The sequence below is a fragment of the Nitratireductor aquibiodomus genome (assembly GCF_900105565.1).
Classification (GTDB): Bacteria; Pseudomonadota; Alphaproteobacteria; order Rhizobiales; family Rhizobiaceae; genus Nitratireductor; species Nitratireductor aquibiodomus.
In genome coordinates, this window is sequence record NZ_FNSL01000001.1 from 1,108,683 (window position 1) to 1,125,630 (window position 16,948).

Genomic DNA, 16,948 nt, shown 5'->3' on the forward strand with positions numbered 1-16,948 from the left:
TCTGTCGCAGGAGGAAAAAGAAAGGTTCACGGCCCCCGCGTTTTTTTTCGCGGGGCGCGTCGCATTCACGCAACATAGATTCGCCATAATAGACACGGGAAATAAACCTGTTACCGTTTATGGTGGAGTGACAGTGGACGGCGGCACTGGAGGTAACGCGCGCCGACTGCAACTTCGCACGGCAGAGGAGGGCCGGACCATGGCCAAGTCTGGAGTACCGCACAAGAGCGCCGGCATCTACGATGCAGAGGAAATGGCAGCGATGGAAAACGCCATCGAAGCCGTCTGCGCCGAGCTTGGCATAGGACAGAGCGACAGCAAGTCCCGCGAACGGGTTGCCGGGCACGTGATGCGTTCCTGGGCAAGCGGACGCCGCCTGCCACTGAACCTGGTTCAGGCCGGGCTGGACAGCGTGGCGCGGCTCGAAGCCTAACGCACACGAAAATGTCAATAGAGCGCCCCAGGGGAGCACTCGGGGGAGCGATTTGGGTACGGCCCGGGGCAAAGCCCTCCAGGGGCACCAAACGTCGCTGGAACACGGCGATCAGGTTGTCACCCATGCAAGTTTTTCCCTGGTCTCCTCAATGGCCCGCTTCAGCTCGGGCAAGGTGCATTCCTGCGTTTTGTGCTGCCACATCGCCATGAAATGCTCATACCGCTCGGCATCGTACATCCAGCACAGAACGACACCCAGCCAGGCAGCATGGAGCCGGGAGACATCGCTATCGTTCCAGTTCGAAAAGCAGTCCGCGTCCAGCGGCGCATCCGCCCCTGCCTGACACATGCCTGAGCGCCGGCACCGCCGGTTTGGACAGTGCTGCGGCCGGTCGGCCTGTCCGGCGAGATACCGAAACGCCACCTGCATTTCCTCACAGGGCCATCCGGGCGGGCTAATGGGAAAAGGTGGCTTGATGCCCTTCTCATCCGATAGCGTGTCGCGGATCCTCGCAAGGCCGCCAACGATCTCGAAAAGTTTCGCATTGGCCCCGGTCTGCGCCTGCGGCTTTCTGGTTTTGCGTGACATGTGGGGTCTCCCTGATTTTTTTGCGTTGATGACGCCAACAAGCGGGCACTGCAGGTTCCTGCCGACCGGCCGTGTTCCAGCGCGTTTTCCAATGGATCGCGGCTTCCGGGATGATGGAAAACGGGGTGGGGCTGGTTTCGACCGTTGGCGCAGTTGCCCTCCTCTGTCCGGCAGGACCGAGGGGGTGTGGCGCGGACATTTCAAGACAGGCTCCTTTGTTGCCGCGCGGAGTTCCGCCGGGGTTTGCATCGTTCGGGAAACGGGGCGCGTTTTTCGTGCCTCTCTGTTGTGAAATAAGTGGCGCGAAAAGCGCGCCCCGCCGGCCGCTGTCCCGACTGCCGACCGGTCACTCGGGCGATCTGCGCCCTAGCGGCTTTTCCGCAACCGGCATGATGCCGGCCGCCGGCCTTTCGCGGGCCCTCACAGGCCCCGGGTCACCGAACCCGAGGGGGAGGCTGCCGTCACCCCTCCTGATCCCCGGCTCCGGACCCGGTTCCCGACAGGGGCGATGGCGGGAAGTGTAGTGGAGGTTTTGAGGGTGGGGAGAAAAGAGCGAATAGGGAGTGGCGAATAGCGAGTAGGGAACGCGCTTCATTCGCCTCGTCGTCCCGTCGTTTGATCATGGGAGCCATGACGTTGCGGGGATGACGGGGGGCGGGTGAGAAAAAGTGGGGTGGTTTCCTGGAGGCCGAAATTTATCCCCGGTGCTTTTGGTAGGGTAAGGATGGTGGATAGGCATTTTCAAACCGCCCCCCTTGCCCTGTCCCTTGCCGCCGTATCTCTCAGGCGGCAGAGTCCGCCTGACCAAAAGCAGGAAAGGAAGCTGGCAGTGGTGCGGTTGAGTGGAGGATGCCTGTGCAGTGCGGTGCGGATTGAAGCTGCGGGAGAGCCCGACCGCGCGGGCATCTGCCATTGTCTCGACTGCCGCAAGCACCATGGCGCGCTGTTTTATGCGGCAGCCGTCTTTGCGGCGGAGGCGGTGCGCGTCACCGGCGAGACACACGCCTATCAGGGCCGCCATTTCTGCCCGCGCTGCGGCTCCTCCGTGTTTGCCCGCACCGGCGACGAGATCGAAGTGCATCTCGGCACGCTGGACGCGCCGGACCAGCTTGTGCCGGATTATGAGTTGTGGGTGTCTCGCCGCGAGAAGTGGCTGCCGGCGTTTCCAGTGAAAGCGCGGTTTGAACGGGATTGGGAGTAAGAGAATCCCGCCGCAACGGCGAGGAAGCTTAAGGGCGTTCCTCGAAAACCGGGCCGTGCCCCACGGCGTTCTGCCAATGGGTCCCGGATAGCCTCGCGGCTTCCGGGATGACGTATTTCCGGAAGCCACCGCGCATCCGTCATCCCGGCCGAGCGAAGCGAGAGCCGGGACCCATTGGGCCAGCGCGGCCTATATCCGCAGAAAGAAATCTCCGTATTGAGAAGCGCGCACCCAGGACCGAACAGTGCTCTATGAGAGCCTACCAATGGGTCCCGGATAGCCTGCGGCTTCCGGGATGACGGAGGTTAATGGTTCAGAGCGCTGGAGAGATCGTCCCAGTCGGGATTGATTCTTTCGATCAGTTCCAGCTTCCATTTCCGGCGCCAACGCTTGATGCGCTTCTCGTCTTCTATGGCATCGCGGATATCGGAATAGTCACGATACCAGACGAGCATATGAACACCGTATTTCTTGGTGAAGCCGCCGGTTATGCCTTCCCTGTGCTCCCAAATACGCTGCTCAAGATCGCTAGTGACCCCGGTGTAAAGCGTCCCGTTCTTTCGCGATGCCAGGATGTAAACATATCCGCCCATGCAACGAATATGCACGTACTGGTTGCGGATCACAACGAGAATCCACGCCCGTCATCCCGGCCGAGCGGAGCGAGAGCCGGGACCTATTGGGTAAGCGCGGCCCGGTTCCACAGAAGAAGATGACAGTGCTGAGAAGTGCATCGGCGAAAACCCGACCGCGCTCTACGGCATTCTGCCAATAGGTCCCGGATAGCCTTACGGCTTCCGGGATGACGGAGTTTATCTACCGCCCCGGCCTGCCCGTCTTCCCCGGGCGGCGCTTGTTGCGGCGCTCGTCCGCCGGATCTTCGTAGGAGCCGATGCCGGGCCGGTGGCGCTTGACCGGTTTGGGGTCGTCTTCCGGCTTCTGCGGAAGCGGCTTGCGCACCGGCTTTTCGGTGCGGCCGACCGTCATCTCGTCGAGATCGTTCTTGCGGAAGAGGCTCTTTCCCGCAGGCCGTGCGTGGGCGCCAGCGCCACCCATTTCGTCGAGATCGGGCTTGTGGAAGAGCGATGAAGCCGGAGCTTTGCTGCCCGCCCCCCGTGGTTCGACGGGCTCACCATGAGGAGCTGACTGTGCGCCTGCGCCCTTGGCCTGCCCGCCCTGCCCTTTTTTGCTGCGCGCCCTGTCGCGGCGGGATTTTTGCGTGTTTTCGACGCCGGCATCGCGGGCGAGCGGGTCGTCGAGAATGGCAAGCTCCGTTTCCTTCAGACGCTTGATCTCATCGCGCAGGCGGGCGGCTTCCTCAAAATCGAGATCGGCGGCGGCGTCGCGCATCGCCTTTTCGAGATGTTCGAGATGGGCGGCGAGGTTGTTGCCAACGAGATTGTTGAGGTCGTCGCCCTTGCCGCCGGCACCGCCAATGTCGGCGCGGACATGGTCGCGCTCATAGACGGAATCGAGAATGTCCGCGATGTTCTTCTTGATGGAAGCCGGCGTGATGCCGTGTTCCTCATTGTAGGCAAGCTGCTTCTCGCGGCGGCGGTTGGTCTCTTCCATCGCCCGCTCCATGGAGCCGGTGATGCGGTCGGCATAGAGCATGACGCGGCCATCGACATTGCGCGCGGCGCGACCGATGGTCTGGATGAGCGAGGTTTCAGAGCGCAGAAAGCCTTCCTTGTCGGCATCGAGAATGGCGACAAGGCCGCATTCGGGAATGTCGAGGCCCTCGCGAAGGAGGTTGATGCCGACGAGCACGTCGAAGGCGCCGAGGCGCAGGTCGCGGATGATCTCGATGCGCTCCAGCGTGTCGATGTCGGAGTGCATGTAGCGCACGCGCACGCCCTGCTCGTGCAGATACTCGGTGAGGTCCTCCGCCATGCGCTTGGTGAGCACGGTGACGAGTGTGCGGTAGCCCTTGGCAGCGGTCTCGCGGATTTCGCCCAGCACGTCGTCGACCTGAGACTTGGCCGGGCGCACCTCGACGGGCGGGTCGATGAGGCCGGTGGGGCGAATGACCTGCTCGGCAAAGACGCCGCCGGCGGCTTCCATCTCCCAATTGCCGGGCGTGGCGGAGACGGCAACGGTGGACGGACGCATGGCGTCCCATTCCTCGAAACGGAGCGGGCGGTTGTCCATGCAGGAGGGCAGGCGGAACCCGTATTCGGCGAGTGTGGCCTTGCGGCGGAAGTCGCCGCGATACATGCCGCCGATCTGCGGGATGGTGACGTGGCTCTCGTCGACAAAGACCAGCGCATTGTCGGGGATGTACTCGAACAGGGTGGGCGGTGGTTCGCCCGGCGCGCGACCGGTCAAATAGCGCGAATAGTTCTCGATGCCGGCGCAGGAGCCGGTGGCTTCCAGCATTTCGAGATCGAAGCGGGTGCGCTGTTCGAGGCGCTGGGCTTCCAGCAGGCGACCGGCGCGCTCAAGCTCCGCAAGGCGCTGTTTCAGTTCGGCATTGATGCCCTTGACGGCCTGGTTGAGCGTGGGGCGCGGCGTGACATAATGCGAATTGGCGTAAATCTTGACCGATTGCAGGTCGCCGGTCTTCTTGCCGGTGAGCGGATCGAACTCGGTGATGGTCTCGATCTCGTCGCCGAAGAGCGAGATGCGCCAGGCGCGGTCTTCCAGGTGGGCGGGGAAGATTTCGATCGTGTCGCCGCGCACGCGGAAGGAGCCGCGCACGAAATTGATGTCCTGGCGCTTGTATTGCTGGGCAACGAGATCGGCCAGAAGCTGGCGCTGGTCGAGCCGGTCGCCGATCTGCATCTGGAAGGTCATGGCCGTGTAGGTCTCGACCGAGCCGATACCGTAGATGCAGGAGACGGACGCGACGATGATCACGTCGTCGCGTTCGAGCAGGGCGCGCGTGGCCGAGTGGCGCATGCGGTCGATCTGCTCGTTGATGGAGGATTCCTTCTCGATGAAGGTATCCGACCGCGGGACATAGGCCTCGGGCTGGTAGTAATCGTAATAGGAAACGAAATACTCGACCGCATTGTCCGGGAAGAAGGATTTGAACTCGCCATAGAGCTGGGCGGCCAGCGTCTTGTTTGGCGCGAGGACGATGGCCGGGCGCTGCGTTTCCTCGATCACCTTGGCCATGGTGAAGGTCTTGCCCGAGCCGGTCACGCCCAAAAGGACCTGTGTGCGCTCGTTTTCATTGGCGCCGGCGACGAGATCGGCAATGGCCGTGGGCTGATCGCCGGAAGGCTGGAACTCCGTCGCCATCCTGAGCGGAATGCCGCCCTCGGACTTTTCAGGTCGCGCGGGACGGTGCGGTGTCCATGTGGACTGGAGGTTCGGGTCGCCGCCTTCAATGAGCTTGGAGAGCGCTGCAACCGTGGCCGTGACACCCGAGGAGGAAAGCCCCTCGGCCTCTTCCAGCGTGACGTCGAGACCCGCGACGGGCATGAGGCCGGCAGCGGCGCGCTCTTTGGCCGAGGCCGCGCCGCCCATGGAGGTTCCGCGCGCAGTCTTCGATGCCGAGGCGGAACGCCCGGCGGGCTTTTTCGGCTTCTTCGGTTTTGCAGGCTTTTCGGCTTCCTGCGCGATTTCATCCGCCCAATCCGCGATAGAACCGGAGGGGGAACCGGAAAGCGGCGTGCCCGAAAGCGCGGGCTGGGGGGCTTCGGCGAAGCCGCCATTCTTCTTGTCGGGTGATCTGGCCATGGGGCGAATATGGAACCGCAGGAACAAAATGGAAAGGGGTGGCGCACAGGGAATGCACCACCCCGCTCGGCTCCTGACAGAAGGCTGTCAGGAGCCGTCATGCGCGACCATGTCAGGCCGGGTAGCGGAGATGCAGAAGCGGCTCGCCCGTGGGCGGATCGATGCGCTCGTCCACCACGATGAAGCCGTAGCGTTCATAGAAGCGGCGGCCAATATCGTTTTTGACGAACACATCGAGTTCGAGCGTGCCCATGCGGGCCACGGCATCGTCCATCAGCGCCCGCCCCAGACCGCGGCCATGAAATTGCGGATCGAGAAACAGGCCGCCGACCTGATTGCCGAGCAGGGACAGGAAGCCGACAAGCCGGCCATCCGCCCAGACGGTGCGGGTATCGGCCATGGGCAGATAGACATTGCGGATATTCTCCGCCTCGCCGGCGATGAAATCTTCGCCAAGAAAGGCGTGGGCGAGCCGGCTGGCGGCGAGCCAGATGGCAACGATGGCGTCATCATCGACGCCCGGTTCATAGGTCTTGATCATTGGTCATGTCCGGTTGCGCAGCATCACGCGCGCCGTCAAAGGCACGCTGCTGCGAAAAAATCTGTTCAGGATGCGAAACGGATGCGCAGACCGGGTAGACCACCAGCCATCATCCATTTCAGGGGCGCAGCCGCCCCCGCTTCACCGGGACATAAAACCTCCAGACAGTTGATCGCGATCTAGCGCGGGAAAAGTGCAGACGCAAGGCTGCACGGGACGGTTTCAGCCAAAATCTCTCGGTTTCAGAAAGTCGAGCAGCCGCGCCTGGCCGAAGGAGAGCGCATCCCAGCGTCCGTCAAACGCGAAGCGGGCAACGGCGGCGGTGGGGAATTTTTCGCGCATGCGCTCCAGCGCGTCCTCCTCGGATCCATCGCCGGCCAGACGGCTGGCGAACTCCTCCATGCCCGGATTGTGACCGACAAGGAGGACACGCGCGGCCTTCTCCGGAATCTCTTGCAAGGCGGCAAGCAATTGCTCAGGCGCGGCCATGTAGAGCCCCCCGCTGCCGGGCGCAAGCTCCATCCGACCGATTTCGGCGGCGACAAGCCGCCAGGTCTGCTGCGCGCGCCGGGCCGGAGAAACCAGAACCTGATCGGGCAGCCAGCCACGGCGCGCAAGCTCGCGCCCCATGCGCGGAGCGGCCCGACGACCGCGCGGCGCGAGCGGACGCTCGACATCGGCCAGAGATGGGTCATCCCAGCTCGATTTCGCGTGGCGCAAAAGCAGAAGCTCTCTCATCATCCCCCCTCTTATTTTGTCGCGCCTGCCCGGGAAAGCCGGTACGCGACGGCACTCAGTATTTTATCCGGGTATATTGACAGAAATATTATACCCGGGTAAAAGGCGCGAAATCTGAATGGAGAGCTCTCATGCCCGGTTACACGGCCTTTCACGGCAGGAAACGCCTCGCCAGCGGTGCGAACATCGATGTCGCGCTGGCCGTGAAGGCGCTGCTGACGGAACATCCCGGCGCCGACGTGCTGATCTTCGACGATGAAACCGGACGGCAGGTCGATTTCAACCTGAGCGGCAGCGATGCCGAAGTGGCCGCGAGGCTGTCCGGCGGAGAGCCTGCCAAAGCGTCCGCGAAGCGCACGCCCGGCCGACCGAAACTCGGCGTCGTGGCCCGCGAAATCACGCTGCTTCCACGTCATTGGGACTGGCTCAACGAGCAGCCCGGCGGGGCTTCGGCCACACTCCGCAAGCTGGTCGATGCCGCTAGAACCGCCGACGCGCCGCGTGAGCGCCTGCGCAGGGCGCAGGCAGCCACGGATCGCTTCATGATGGCGATGCTGGGCGACCAGCCCGGCTATGAAGAGGCCGCCCGCGCGCTCTATGCCGGCGATGCGAAGCGCTTTCAAAGCCGGATCGGCGGATGGCCGGCTGACCTGAAAGCGCATGTCGAGCGGCTGGCAGCAGCGGCTTTCGAAAGCTGAACTCTCGAGACAGATCGCGTGTCCCGCAAATGACCGGCGCCCGGACAGAAGATTGATTCCCGGGCCGATACGCATTGACAAACGCCTGGCTTTCACGCAATCAATCAATAAAACAATTGAATATTAATTTGAATGTCCGACGATGCGCTGGAGCGGCGTTTCCGTGAAGCGGTGAGCCGCTCCAATGGCGCTCGGTGCATTGGTCCCGAGCAGCCAATGCAAACGAAGCCCCGGCATCCGGACAGGCAGAAAACAGGTGAGTCATGACGGCCGAAACAATCGAATTCTGCGTGCGCGCCTTTCTGATCGGAGTGGGCGCGACGGCGGTGATGGATCTTTGGGCGCTGTTTCAGAAACGGGCCTTTGGCGTGGTCGGCCTCAACTACGCGATGGTCGGGCGTTGGATCGGCCATCTGGGCAGGGGAACATTCCGCCATGCGGCGATCGGCGCCACCCAGCCGATTGCCGGTGAACACGGGATCGGCTGGGTCGCGCACTATGCCATCGGCGTGGTCTTTGCCGGAGCGCTGATCGCCATTGCAGGACTGGACTGGGCACGCCAGCCCAGCTTCCTGCCCGCACTCGCAACGGGCCTTGTAACGGTGCTCGCTCCCTTCCTTATACTTCAGCCTGGAATGGGTGCCGGGATTGCAGCATCCAGAACACCGGCTCCGAACACCGCCCGGCTACGCAGCCTGATCGCGCACACCTCCTTCGGGGTGGGGCTCTATCTGGCCGCGCTGGCAAGCACCTGGCTGATTGGTGGATAGGCCGCTTCACGAACCGCGACCCAGCGCACTGCGGTTGGGGAAATACTGGTAGAGCCAGGTTTCCGTGAGGGCGCGGTCGTCCTTTCCCTTCACATACATACGCATATCGACAGGGTCGGTGCCATCGATCCGTGCATCAAAGAAGGCGCGGTACAGACCCGGCTGACCGACCACCGGATGCGAATCGGCGAGCGTCACGGCACCGCGCGAGAGATCAACCACCGGCGCGGCATCACCGCGCTCGAGCGCGCCCACCTCGCCGCCGCGATAATCGACAACGAAACGTGTCGTGTTCTTCGGCCTCGGCTGACCGGGAATACCGCCGGTGCCGGTCCAGGTGGCCATGACGCGTCCGAGATCGGCAGGAAAGGGCTCGCTCGCGGTCCAGTGAAGGCGATAGTCGAACTGAAGCGCCCTGCCCGGCTCCACCGGCTCATCGGGAACCCAGTACATGACGATGTTGTCGTGAATCTCGTCGTCGGTCGGGATTTCAACGAGTTGCACCTGCCCCGACGCCCATTCATTGACCGGCTCGACCCAGGCAGAGGGGCGGCGGTCATAGAAGACGCCATCATCCTGGTAATGGGTGAACTCCCGGTCGCGCTGTAGCAGGCCGAAGCCACGCGGGCGCGCATCCACAAAGGCGTTGGTGACGGTTGCGGGTGGATTGTTGAGAGGACGCCAGAGGCGCTCGCCATTACCCATCCAGATGGCGAGCCCGTCAGAATCATGGATTTCCGGCCGCCAGTCGACCGCCTGTCCGCGATTGGTTTCGGAGTACCAGTACATGGAGGTGAGCGGCGCGACGCCCAGCCGCTCAATGGCTTTGCGCGGGTAGAGCGTGGAGGAAACGTCCATCACAGGACCGTCGGCCCTTGCGCAGTCGAAGCGATAGGCGCCCGTGATGCTCGGACTGTCGAGCAGGGCATGGACAAGAACCCGATCCGGCTCTCCCTCCACACGCTCAAGCCAGATGCGGCTGAAGCGGGGAAACTCCTCCGCCTTTGGCAGAGCGGTGTCGATGGCAAGACCGCGCGCCGAGAGGCCATACTGGTTGAGCGCACCGGAAGAGCGGAAATAGGACGCACCGAGAAAGGCGAGCCAGTCGGTCTTCTGCGAGGGTTCATGCAGGCGAAAGCCGGAAAACCCGATACTGTCGGGCAGGCCTCGGGCGGGATGATCTGCAGGAAGGTCGAAATACGCCTGCCTGTAGAGCACCTCGCGGGCCTCACCGTTTTCCACCACGTGTATAAGGACGGGTTCCTGAAAATACCGGCCGAGATGGAAAAACTGCACCGGCGCACCGCCCTTTCCATCAGCCCAGAGCGCATGATCGCTGCGAAACCGGATCTTCTGGAAAGCATCGTAGTCGATCTTCTCCAGTGTTTCGCCATGGGGCGAGCGCGCATTCTGCCATGGCCTTTCCGAGAGCGCCTTCGCCTCTTCTTTCAACCAGTCGAAACTGAAAGGTTTTGCCGGCCCGAAGGTCAGGCCGGGCGCGCCGGTGGCGGCAAGCGCCCTGCCCGGCAACGGCGCGACGACAGAAAACGCCGCCGCGAGAGAAAGAAAATCCCGTCGGTTGAAATCGATCATGGATGTACAGTGTCCCTTGCTCATTCATGAAATGCCGGCCTGAACGGGAACGCGGGACCTCGTGCCTGCGGAACGAACCTGTGCACCGCAGCAGCCCATGACCACCGCGATGCGCAGACATCCGCGCGCGATGCAGTTTTCTGAGATGCCGCATGATTCCATTCGCCGAACTGAAGCCACCCCGACAGACAAGTGCCGTTACCACGCGCGCGTTCCGCAGGCTGCATCACGATCTGTTCGCAACGGTATCGGACGCGTGAAACAGCACCCGGAGTCACAGCCGCTTGTACATGACCGTGGTGGCGTCGAGATGGTCGTGAAAGGGATCGCGGCAGTAACCGGGAATGATACCTGCGACGGAAAAGCCGAGAGCTGCATAAAGCGGTTCGGCCCTGTCGCCCGTGCGCGTGTCGAGCGTGATGAGGCTGCGGCCAAGGCTGCGCGCCTCGCCTTCCAACGCCCCCATTAGCGCACGAGCGATGCCCCGCCGGCGAAAGGCGGGATCGACCAGAAGCTTGGACGCTTCGACGCGATGCGGCTGATTGGGCGGGGTGTCGACAACGAGTTGAACGGAGCCTGCGAGCGCGCCGCCCTGCCGGGCGATGAAGAGAATGCGCCCGCCTGACACAAGCGCGGGAAGGATGGTCCCGCGCCAGAAGCCCGCCGCGTCCTCGATGCCGAAGGGCAATATGAACCCGATGCTCGCTCCGTCATGGACACAGGCATGAAGCAGCGCCGCCAGTTCGGGCAGGATGCACTCCGCCTCGCCGGCATCCACGCGTTCTATGGAGAGACTAGAAGAAACCTGCATGATTCAGACCGTGAAAAGGAGATAGCGGGCACCCGCCTCACCAGCCTCAAACCGGCTCGGGCCGCGAAGCTGATACCGAAGACAATCGCCCGACTGAAGCGCGTGGGCCACACCATCGACCGTGACGCGAAGCGCACCCTCCAGCAGGACAAGATGATGCTCCAGCCCCGCGCGCGGTGGCCCCTCATAGGTGATGCGGGCGCCGGGGCGCAGCACACCCTCCATCGCCTCACCGGCAAGCGCACGGGCGGGCGGCGAGACGATGCGGCGCGCAAAGCCCGAGCGGGCATCCTCCCAGACCGTCTGCCCGGCGCGCTGCACCAAAGGCGGGAAATCGTCCTCAACCAGATGGATCAGGCGCGAGAGCGTCATGCCGTAGGCCTGGCAAAGCCTGCCCAGCGCATTGGCGGTGGCGCTGACTTCGGCGTTCTCAAGCCGCGAAAGCGTTGCGCGGCTGACCCCGCAGCGCGTGGCGAGGTCCTCAAGCGACCAGCCGCGCTCCTGACGAAGAGCGCGCAGGCGCTCGGCAATACGCTGGTCTATGGTGTGGTCATCGCACGAAGAAGTATCCATATTTGAGAAATTATCCCAAATATGGAAATCGTCAAGCAGGCTCCAAACAGGTTCATTGCGCCCTGATCTTTCACAATCAGGCGACCTGCCCACTCGACAAGGCAGCGCAAAGCAAATTATCTATAATTATGACCGAACACAAAGAGACCAAAGCCGCCCATATCGCACGCACGCTGGCCGACCGCATCATCTCCGGCACGCTGGAGCCCGGTGCCCGGCTGCGGCAGGACCATGTCGCCGAGGAGTTCGGTGCCAGCCATGTGCCGGTGCGCGAGGCGTTTCGGCTGCTCGAAGCACAGGGACTGGCAAAGAACGAACCACGCCGCGGGGTGCGGGTGGCGGCATTCGACCTGAACCAGGTGCGCGAAGTGGCGGAGATGCGGGCGGCTCTGGAAGTGCTGGCCCTGCGCAACGCCGCCCAGCACCTGACGCCGGCGATCCTCGCTTCTGCCGAAGAGGCGACGCTGGAAGGCGATCGGGCGCGCGACGTGATGGTGTGGGAAGCTGCAAACCGGCGGTTTCACCGGCTTCTGGTCACCCCATGCGGCATGCCGCGCCTGCTGGCCGCCATCGACGATCTGCATGCGGCGAGCGCCCGCTTTCTCTTCTCGGCCTGGCGCTCGAACTGGGAAACGCGCACCGACCGCGACCATCGCGCGATCCTTGAACATCTGCGCCGCGGTGAACTGGACGCGGCCTGCACGGTGCTCGCGCGGCATGTGCAATGGATCGGGCACAAACCTGTCGAGACCGCGTCTGGAAAGCAGCGCAAGGCTTTCGTGATCGAGGGCTGACCGGGACACGCCCTCCCCGGCGCTTCCTGCCGGCGCCCAGGCTCCGCAACCGGTCGCGCCAGAACCGAACGCAATCACCTGCAAGCGGACGAAAGAAGAGGGATTGTCCACACCCCTCTTGCCAAGAGCGCGCGAATGTGGACTCAATAATAGATCAAGACTCTAAATTATCTATAATTCGAAAGGTGCCCCATGTCTGAGAGTTTCGCCACATCGCAAACCACAAGGCTGATCGGCAGCGCCGGTGCGCTGCAGCTCGACCAGAGGTCGTTCGCCTTCAGGGCCGGTGCGGTCGTGCTTGGCACGCTGTTCCTGGCCCTGGCCTCACGCATTGAGGTGCCGATGGTGCCGGTGCCGGTCACCATGCAGACATTTGCGATTGCCATGATCGGAGCGCTTTATGGCGCGCGTCTCGGCACGCTGACCGTTCTCGCCTGGCTCGGTGAGGCGATGGTTGGCCTGCCGGTTCTGGCCGGCGGCGCCGGCGGCCTCGCACACTTCGCCGGACCGACGGGCGGCTACCTGGCGTCCTTCCCGGTCATGGCACTGCTTGTCGGCCTTCTGGCAGAACGCGGCTGGAACGCCGAGCGCCCGCTCCTCGCCTTCACCTCTATGCTGGCAGCCAATGCACTCTGCCTCGCCATGGGCGGTGTCTGGCTGGCCGGCCTGATCGGCATGGAGAAGGCCTTCCTACTTGGCGTGGCGCCATTCGTGATCGGCGGCATCCTGAAGTCGGCGCTCGGCGCTGCGTCTCTGGTGGCGCTCGCACGCACGGCAAAGCGCGGTGATGCGCAATGACGGTGCGGCTGCGTGCACATCACCTTCTATGCATGCTGACTTATGTCGGGCGGGGCTACAGCCCCGCCTTCACCAAAAATTACGACGGCATCGTTGCGCGCCTCAACGCGGGCGAGGATGTGCTTGTCATCGAAGGACCGGACGACATCTGCCGGCCGCTGCTTGACGAAGAACCGCAACCGCATTGCCTGAACGCGCGCGTGCGCGAGCGGGATGCCCGGGCGGCAGGTGCGCTCTCGCGCTGGCTAGGCAATGAGATTGCCACGGGGCAAACTCTTCACCCCGACCGGGAACTGATCGAGCGGATGCGCACCGCCTTTGCCGGGGGCAGGACCCGGCAGGCCTGCCTTGGCTGCGAATGGCTTGGCCTGTGCTCTACGATTGCCAGTCAGGGCTATGAAGGCGCGCGGCTTGGCACGGCGCCACAAGACTGAGCGCTCCCGCAGGATGGACGCACCACGCGCGCCACGCCAGAAAAAGGCAATGGCAAAACGCATCTTCATCCCCTTCGACCGCGCGCATGACCAGCCCTTTCAGGGCCACTTTTGGACCGCAGCACTGCCGGACATGGAAATTCTGCACCACTGGATGCCCATTGCGCCAAAAGTCTGAGCTCCGTGTCGGAAGCGGGGTGCGCCGTGCGTCCTATGTCGTGAGACCCATCAGAATGAAAGGGCAATGCCATGAAGGTCGCACAGCATCTCTGGTTCGAAAAGGACATGGAAAGCGCGCTCCGGCTCTACACGTCGCTGATCCCCGGCTCCAGCATAGAGAGCGTGAAGGCGCTGCCCACCGAAACACCGGGCGGGCCGGCAGGAAGTGTGAAAGTAGCAAGCTTCACACTTGGTGATCAGCGCTATCAGGGGCTTGAGGCAGGACCTCTCGACGCGTTCAACCACAGTTTTTCGATCATGCTCGAATGCGAAACCCAGGACGAGATCGACCGGCTATGGAGCGCGCTTGGCGAGGGCGGAACGGCAGAACAGTGCGGATGGCTCAGGGACCGCTGGGGCCTGAGCTGGCAGATCCTGCCGCGACGGCTTGGCGAACTGATAAACGATCCGGATACCGCCAGGGCGCAGCGTGCAATGGGGGCAATGCTGCAAATGGTGAAGCTCGACATTGCCGGACTTGAAGCCGCCGCAAGGGGCTGACGGGCATTATACCTTGGTCGAAGATCGGCCGGAATCTGCCTCGGGAGCCGGCCGGAAATGGCATTTTGCCGGCCTCCCGTTGCCCGGGCGTTTCCGCAGAACAGGCGGGCGGCATGGCCAAAAGAGGATGAGAGCCGGCTTTTCAGGCAGTCTTGTAGCCATTTCCCTTTCGTGCCATAGATTCCCTCGCGCTCGGGTGATTGCAGACCCGGAGACTGGAAGCTTTATGATTTGGACGGCCCCTTTCCCCGATTTTCTTCAAACTCTCGAACCACCGCTAAGCTGTGCACGTTGCGCAGACGCGACTTCTCAAAGGGAAAAGGAGTTTCCCAATGGCCCAGACAGGCACCGTTAAATTCTTCAATGCGAGCAAAGGCTTCGGCTTCATCACCCCCGATGATGGCGCGAAAGACGTGTTCGTACACATCTCGGCAGTCGAGCGCTCCGGCATGACCACGCTCACCGACGGCCAGAAGGTTTCCTTCGAGGTTGAGCCCGACCGCATGGGCAAAGGCCCGAAGGCTGTCAATCTGTCGGCAGTCTGATTTCCAGACTCTCCCGGATGCACATATCGAGCGCGGCGTTCACTCGCCGCGCTTTTTATTTGCCCGCACAGATTGCAGGCGCATTGTTCTTCGCAATTCGTATTATTCACAAAACTTTCGCTTGCTCCCTTTAAAAAAATCGAACAAGCTCCCTGCCATTCGGGCATTTGCCGGCCCGGAGACTGGAATGGCATGCCCTGGCGGCGGACCTAATCACGCCCTCAGGAAGTCGCGTCGAAGCAACGAGGACAAACAACCTGTCCGGGCAAGTAGCCCGCACCACTGGTCCCGATGAGAGGCGTGAAGCTGACTGTTTCTTCTCCCCCAGTAAACGACCGATGACGCCATGGGCGAGAACCCGTCAAGAGGTTTGCCCGCCGAAACCAGCATAAAGGGAGAAAGGACTCCTTCCTATGTCGCAGAGTGGTACCGTCAAGTTCTTCAACCAGGCCAAGGGATACGGGTTCATCACCCCGGATAATGGCGAGAAGGACGTGTTTGTTCATATTTCAGCCGTTCAGGCATCCGGCCTGCAGGGCCTCGAGGACGGCCAGAAGGTCACGTTCGAGACCGAGCCGGACAAGCGTGGCAAAGGCCCGAAAGCCGTCAACCTGGAGGTTTCGCCCTGACCGGGTGACGGGTGTCGGCCAGACCGCTTCATCGTTTTCGTAGACTGGCGAAGCGGTTCAGGCCTTGGTTTTCAGGCAGTTCCGAACGGAAAACCGGCCTCCGCTTCTCCAGGAACCGCTTCGAAGGCGCCAGGCTTCGGCCTGCCCTCCGGGCAGGCCCTTCTGCTGCAGGCAGAACAGGGAACGCGCGTCAGTCGAGCCGCCGCGCGCTCTTTCTCCTTTTTCACCAAATTTCAGGCACCGGCGCAGCAGATCGCAGGCAAGAATGGTGTCTTGTGACCTGCGTTTCCGTTTCCGTCGCACCGATGCAGACGCTCAGGAAAGCGCCCGCAATGCGCATACCCGTGAAAGCGAACAGCGCCATTGTGCAAGAAACAGTGTTTGTTGAACAATGACAGATCCAGCGGATTGGGCAGACGGACATCGCCAATATCGGGCAGCGTCCTGCCCGACAGATCGACGGAGCGGTCTATCTGGGAGATGAAAACAAAGATCACCCCTTTCCTGCCGCCGAACCTCCGCAAAGACTGCACCTGCTCCATAAGATCGGGATTGATCCGCTTCTGATCGAGAAGCTGGAGATAGTCGACAACGGCAAGTGTGCCGCGCGGCACAGCCGAAAGCGCGCGCACGATATGATCGGCGCAGATCTCGTCAGAACTGTCGAAGATGAAGCGGTCAGCATGGCGAGCCGCGTCTGCCCCCAGAGCGCCAAACCGCTCCACGATGTCGCGTTCGGTATATTCAAGAGTGAAGAATGCACCGCCATGTGCGTTGTTCATGGCTTCGACGACCAGCTCCAGCGCCAATCGCGTTTTACCCTGACCGGGACGCGCGCCAAGCAGAAGGCAATCGCCGGGCGCGAGCCTGGACAACAGCATGGCTGCCGGCGCACGCGATGCGGCCTTTGCCGCCAGCAGGCTCCATCCGCCATATCCCTGTTCGCAGGCAACGCGATCGAGCGCTGCATGGAGCGGGACGCCATCGCGGCGGGACAGAAATTTCGCCCTGCGCTTCAGGGCATAGAGAGGGGCTGTCAGTTTCATCGGAAACCTCCCATTGCGAGCTGGTTTCGCAACCCCTCCTTATGCAGCCGCCCGAACAGTCGGTTTCAAAAGGCAGATAGCCCTGCATGACGTTTGCTTTCCCGATGGAGGGAGGCGGCGCGGGCAGCACCAGAATCGGAGATTAGCGCAACCCGCGTTCGGGCGAAACGATGGATCGCCGTCCAGACATCGGTCACACCCGCAACACGCAGGATAAGGAGCCTTCATAATGGTTGAACGCAGGCTGCCTGCCTCATTCAGGTGCCATTCAGGTGCGAATGGATAAACCCGGTGCGAAAGCTGCGGCTCCCCCCTGAAAAAACCGCAGCTCGTGTTTGAAGAGGTA

General features: G+C 62.5%; 20 protein-coding genes. 11 read left to right on the forward strand and 9 right to left on the reverse strand.

Annotation, left to right across the window (positions count from 1 at the left end; translation table 11 throughout):
* Positions 1-199: 199 nt before the first annotated feature.
* Positions 200-433, forward strand: a complete 234-nt coding sequence (locus tag BLW55_RS05220; RefSeq protein ID WP_007010466.1) for a hypothetical protein — start codon at positions 200-202, stop codon at positions 431-433.
* 111 nt (positions 434-544) lie between these two features.
* Here the strand turns inward: BLW55_RS05220 and BLW55_RS05225 are convergent, their stop codons facing one another.
* Positions 545-1,024, reverse strand: coding sequence for a hypothetical protein (locus BLW55_RS05225; RefSeq protein WP_090327237.1), 480 nt, complete (start codon positions 1,022-1,024; stop codon positions 545-547).
* 829 nt (positions 1,025-1,853) lie between these two features.
* On the opposite strand from BLW55_RS05225, the gene BLW55_RS05230 reads away from it, so the two are divergent.
* Entirely contained in the window at positions 1,854-2,225 is a 372-nt protein-coding gene (locus tag BLW55_RS05230) for a GFA family protein (RefSeq protein ID WP_090327240.1), read from the forward strand.
* 305 nt (positions 2,226-2,530) lie between these two features.
* Here BLW55_RS05230 and BLW55_RS05235 read toward each other — a convergent pair whose 3' ends face one another.
* From BLW55_RS05235 to BLW55_RS05250, 4 genes are all read right to left on the reverse strand, one after another.
* Positions 2,531-2,818, reverse strand: coding sequence for a GIY-YIG nuclease family protein (locus BLW55_RS05235; RefSeq protein ID WP_007010463.1), 288 nt, complete (start codon positions 2,816-2,818; stop codon positions 2,531-2,533).
* 223 nt (positions 2,819-3,041) lie between these two features.
* Entirely contained in the window at positions 3,042-5,912 is a 2,871-nt protein-coding gene (gene uvrB / locus BLW55_RS05240; RefSeq protein ID WP_090327241.1) for an excinuclease ABC subunit UvrB, read from the reverse strand.
* Positions 5,913-6,024: 112 nt separating this feature from the next.
* On the reverse strand, positions 6,025-6,453 hold the full coding sequence (locus BLW55_RS05245) for a GNAT family N-acetyltransferase (protein WP_065815420.1): 429 nt from the start codon (positions 6,451-6,453) through the stop codon (positions 6,025-6,027).
* Between the two features lie 222 nt (positions 6,454-6,675).
* On the reverse strand, positions 6,676-7,194 hold the full coding sequence (locus BLW55_RS05250; protein ID WP_090327244.1) for a SixA phosphatase family protein: 519 nt from the start codon (positions 7,192-7,194) through the stop codon (positions 6,676-6,678).
* A gap of 128 nt (positions 7,195-7,322) precedes the next feature.
* On the opposite strand from BLW55_RS05250, the gene BLW55_RS05255 reads away from it, so the two are divergent.
* Both BLW55_RS05255 and BLW55_RS05260 read left to right on the forward strand, forming a co-directional pair.
* Positions 7,323-7,889: a DUF2239 family protein gene (locus tag BLW55_RS05255; RefSeq protein ID WP_036541590.1), complete on the forward strand. Its 567-nt coding sequence runs from the start codon at positions 7,323-7,325 to the stop codon at positions 7,887-7,889.
* 263 nt (positions 7,890-8,152) lie between these two features.
* On the forward strand, positions 8,153-8,659 hold the full coding sequence (locus BLW55_RS05260) for a DUF2938 domain-containing protein (RefSeq protein WP_090327246.1): 507 nt from the start codon (positions 8,153-8,155) through the stop codon (positions 8,657-8,659).
* A 6-nt stretch (positions 8,660-8,665) separates the two neighbouring features.
* Here BLW55_RS05260 and BLW55_RS05265 read toward each other — a convergent pair whose 3' ends face one another.
* From BLW55_RS05265 to BLW55_RS05275, 3 genes are all read right to left on the reverse strand, one after another.
* Positions 8,666-10,252, reverse strand: a complete 1,587-nt coding sequence (locus BLW55_RS05265) for an OpgD/OpgG family glucan biosynthesis protein (RefSeq protein ID WP_090327249.1) — start codon at positions 10,250-10,252, stop codon at positions 8,666-8,668.
* Between the two features lie 274 nt (positions 10,253-10,526).
* On the reverse strand, positions 10,527-11,063 hold the full coding sequence (locus BLW55_RS05270) for a GNAT family N-acetyltransferase (protein WP_090327251.1): 537 nt from the start codon (positions 11,061-11,063) through the stop codon (positions 10,527-10,529).
* 3 nt (positions 11,064-11,066) lie between these two features.
* Entirely contained in the window at positions 11,067-11,636 is a 570-nt protein-coding gene (locus BLW55_RS05275) for a helix-turn-helix domain-containing protein (protein WP_090327254.1), read from the reverse strand.
* Between the two features lie 128 nt (positions 11,637-11,764).
* Between BLW55_RS05275 and BLW55_RS05280 the strand changes: the two genes are divergently transcribed.
* The 7 genes from BLW55_RS05280 to BLW55_RS05310 all read left to right on the forward strand — a co-directional run bounded on the left by BLW55_RS05280 (position 11,765) and on the right by BLW55_RS05310 (position 15,556).
* The gene (locus tag BLW55_RS05280) at positions 11,765-12,430 is read left to right on the forward strand and encodes a GntR family transcriptional regulator (RefSeq protein WP_090327256.1); all 666 of its coding nucleotides are present in this window, start codon (positions 11,765-11,767) and stop codon (positions 12,428-12,430) included.
* A gap of 192 nt (positions 12,431-12,622) precedes the next feature.
* Positions 12,623-13,228: a biotin transporter BioY gene (locus BLW55_RS05285; protein WP_090327259.1), complete on the forward strand. Its 606-nt coding sequence runs from the start codon at positions 12,623-12,625 to the stop codon at positions 13,226-13,228.
* On the forward strand, positions 13,225-13,662 hold the full coding sequence (locus BLW55_RS05290) for a DUF1284 domain-containing protein (RefSeq protein ID WP_090327262.1): 438 nt from the start codon (positions 13,225-13,227) through the stop codon (positions 13,660-13,662). The genes BLW55_RS05285 and BLW55_RS05290 overlap by 4 nt, the downstream gene beginning before the upstream one ends.
* Before the next feature lie 49 nt (positions 13,663-13,711).
* Positions 13,712-13,840, forward strand: coding sequence for a hypothetical protein (locus tag BLW55_RS21020; RefSeq protein WP_280140461.1), 129 nt, complete (start codon positions 13,712-13,714; stop codon positions 13,838-13,840).
* Positions 13,841-13,911: 71 nt separating this feature from the next.
* A complete protein-coding gene (locus BLW55_RS05300; protein ID WP_090327264.1) occupies positions 13,912-14,382 on the forward strand; it encodes a VOC family protein in 471 nt (156 codons plus the stop codon).
* A gap of 332 nt (positions 14,383-14,714) precedes the next feature.
* Positions 14,715-14,927, forward strand: coding sequence for a cold-shock protein (locus BLW55_RS05305; RefSeq protein ID WP_090327267.1), 213 nt, complete (start codon positions 14,715-14,717; stop codon positions 14,925-14,927).
* Positions 14,928-15,340: 413 nt separating this feature from the next.
* A complete protein-coding gene (locus BLW55_RS05310) occupies positions 15,341-15,556 on the forward strand; it encodes a cold-shock protein (RefSeq protein ID WP_065815433.1) in 216 nt (71 codons plus the stop codon).
* 233 nt (positions 15,557-15,789) lie between these two features.
* Here the strand turns inward: BLW55_RS05310 and BLW55_RS05315 are convergent, their stop codons facing one another.
* Entirely contained in the window at positions 15,790-16,602 is an 813-nt protein-coding gene (locus tag BLW55_RS05315) for a DNA helicase (RefSeq protein WP_244508992.1), read from the reverse strand.
* Between the last annotated feature and the right edge of the window lie 346 nt (positions 16,603-16,948).

Coding starts and splice junctions, on each gene's coding strand:
- BLW55_RS05255 (WP_036541590.1), top strand. CDS start 7,323: ATGCCCGGTTACACGGCCTTTCACGGCAGGAAACGCCTCGCCAGCGGT.
- BLW55_RS05235 (WP_007010463.1), bottom strand. CDS start 2,818: ATGGGCGGATATGTTTACATCCTGGCATCGCGAAAGAACGGGACGCTT.
- BLW55_RS21020 (WP_280140461.1), top strand. CDS start 13,712: ATGGCAAAACGCATCTTCATCCCCTTCGACCGCGCGCATGACCAGCCC.
- BLW55_RS05270 (WP_090327251.1), bottom strand. CDS start 11,063: ATGCAGGTTTCTTCTAGTCTCTCCATAGAACGCGTGGATGCCGGCGAG.
- BLW55_RS05290 (WP_090327262.1), top strand. CDS start 13,225: ATGACGGTGCGGCTGCGTGCACATCACCTTCTATGCATGCTGACTTAT.
- BLW55_RS05280 (WP_090327256.1), top strand. CDS start 11,765: ATGACCGAACACAAAGAGACCAAAGCCGCCCATATCGCACGCACGCTG.
- BLW55_RS05260 (WP_090327246.1), top strand. CDS start 8,153: ATGACGGCCGAAACAATCGAATTCTGCGTGCGCGCCTTTCTGATCGGA.
- BLW55_RS05315 (WP_244508992.1), bottom strand. CDS start 16,602: ATGAAACTGACAGCCCCTCTCTATGCCCTGAAGCGCAGGGCGAAATTT.
- BLW55_RS05265 (WP_090327249.1), bottom strand. CDS start 10,252: ATGATCGATTTCAACCGACGGGATTTTCTTTCTCTCGCGGCGGCGTTT.
- uvrB (WP_090327241.1), bottom strand. CDS start 5,912: ATGGCCAGATCACCCGACAAGAAGAATGGCGGCTTCGCCGAAGCCCCC.
- BLW55_RS05250 (WP_090327244.1), bottom strand. CDS start 7,194: ATGATGAGAGAGCTTCTGCTTTTGCGCCACGCGAAATCGAGCTGGGAT.
- BLW55_RS05225 (WP_090327237.1), bottom strand. CDS start 1,024: ATGTCACGCAAAACCAGAAAGCCGCAGGCGCAGACCGGGGCCAATGCG.
- BLW55_RS05275 (WP_090327254.1), bottom strand. CDS start 11,636: ATGGATACTTCTTCGTGCGATGACCACACCATAGACCAGCGTATTGCC.
- BLW55_RS05310 (WP_065815433.1), top strand. CDS start 15,341: ATGTCGCAGAGTGGTACCGTCAAGTTCTTCAACCAGGCCAAGGGATAC.
- BLW55_RS05285 (WP_090327259.1), top strand. CDS start 12,623: ATGTCTGAGAGTTTCGCCACATCGCAAACCACAAGGCTGATCGGCAGC.
- BLW55_RS05300 (WP_090327264.1), top strand. CDS start 13,912: ATGAAGGTCGCACAGCATCTCTGGTTCGAAAAGGACATGGAAAGCGCG.
- BLW55_RS05245 (WP_065815420.1), bottom strand. CDS start 6,453: ATGATCAAGACCTATGAACCGGGCGTCGATGATGACGCCATCGTTGCC.
- BLW55_RS05305 (WP_090327267.1), top strand. CDS start 14,715: ATGGCCCAGACAGGCACCGTTAAATTCTTCAATGCGAGCAAAGGCTTC.
- BLW55_RS05220 (WP_007010466.1), top strand. CDS start 200: ATGGCCAAGTCTGGAGTACCGCACAAGAGCGCCGGCATCTACGATGCA.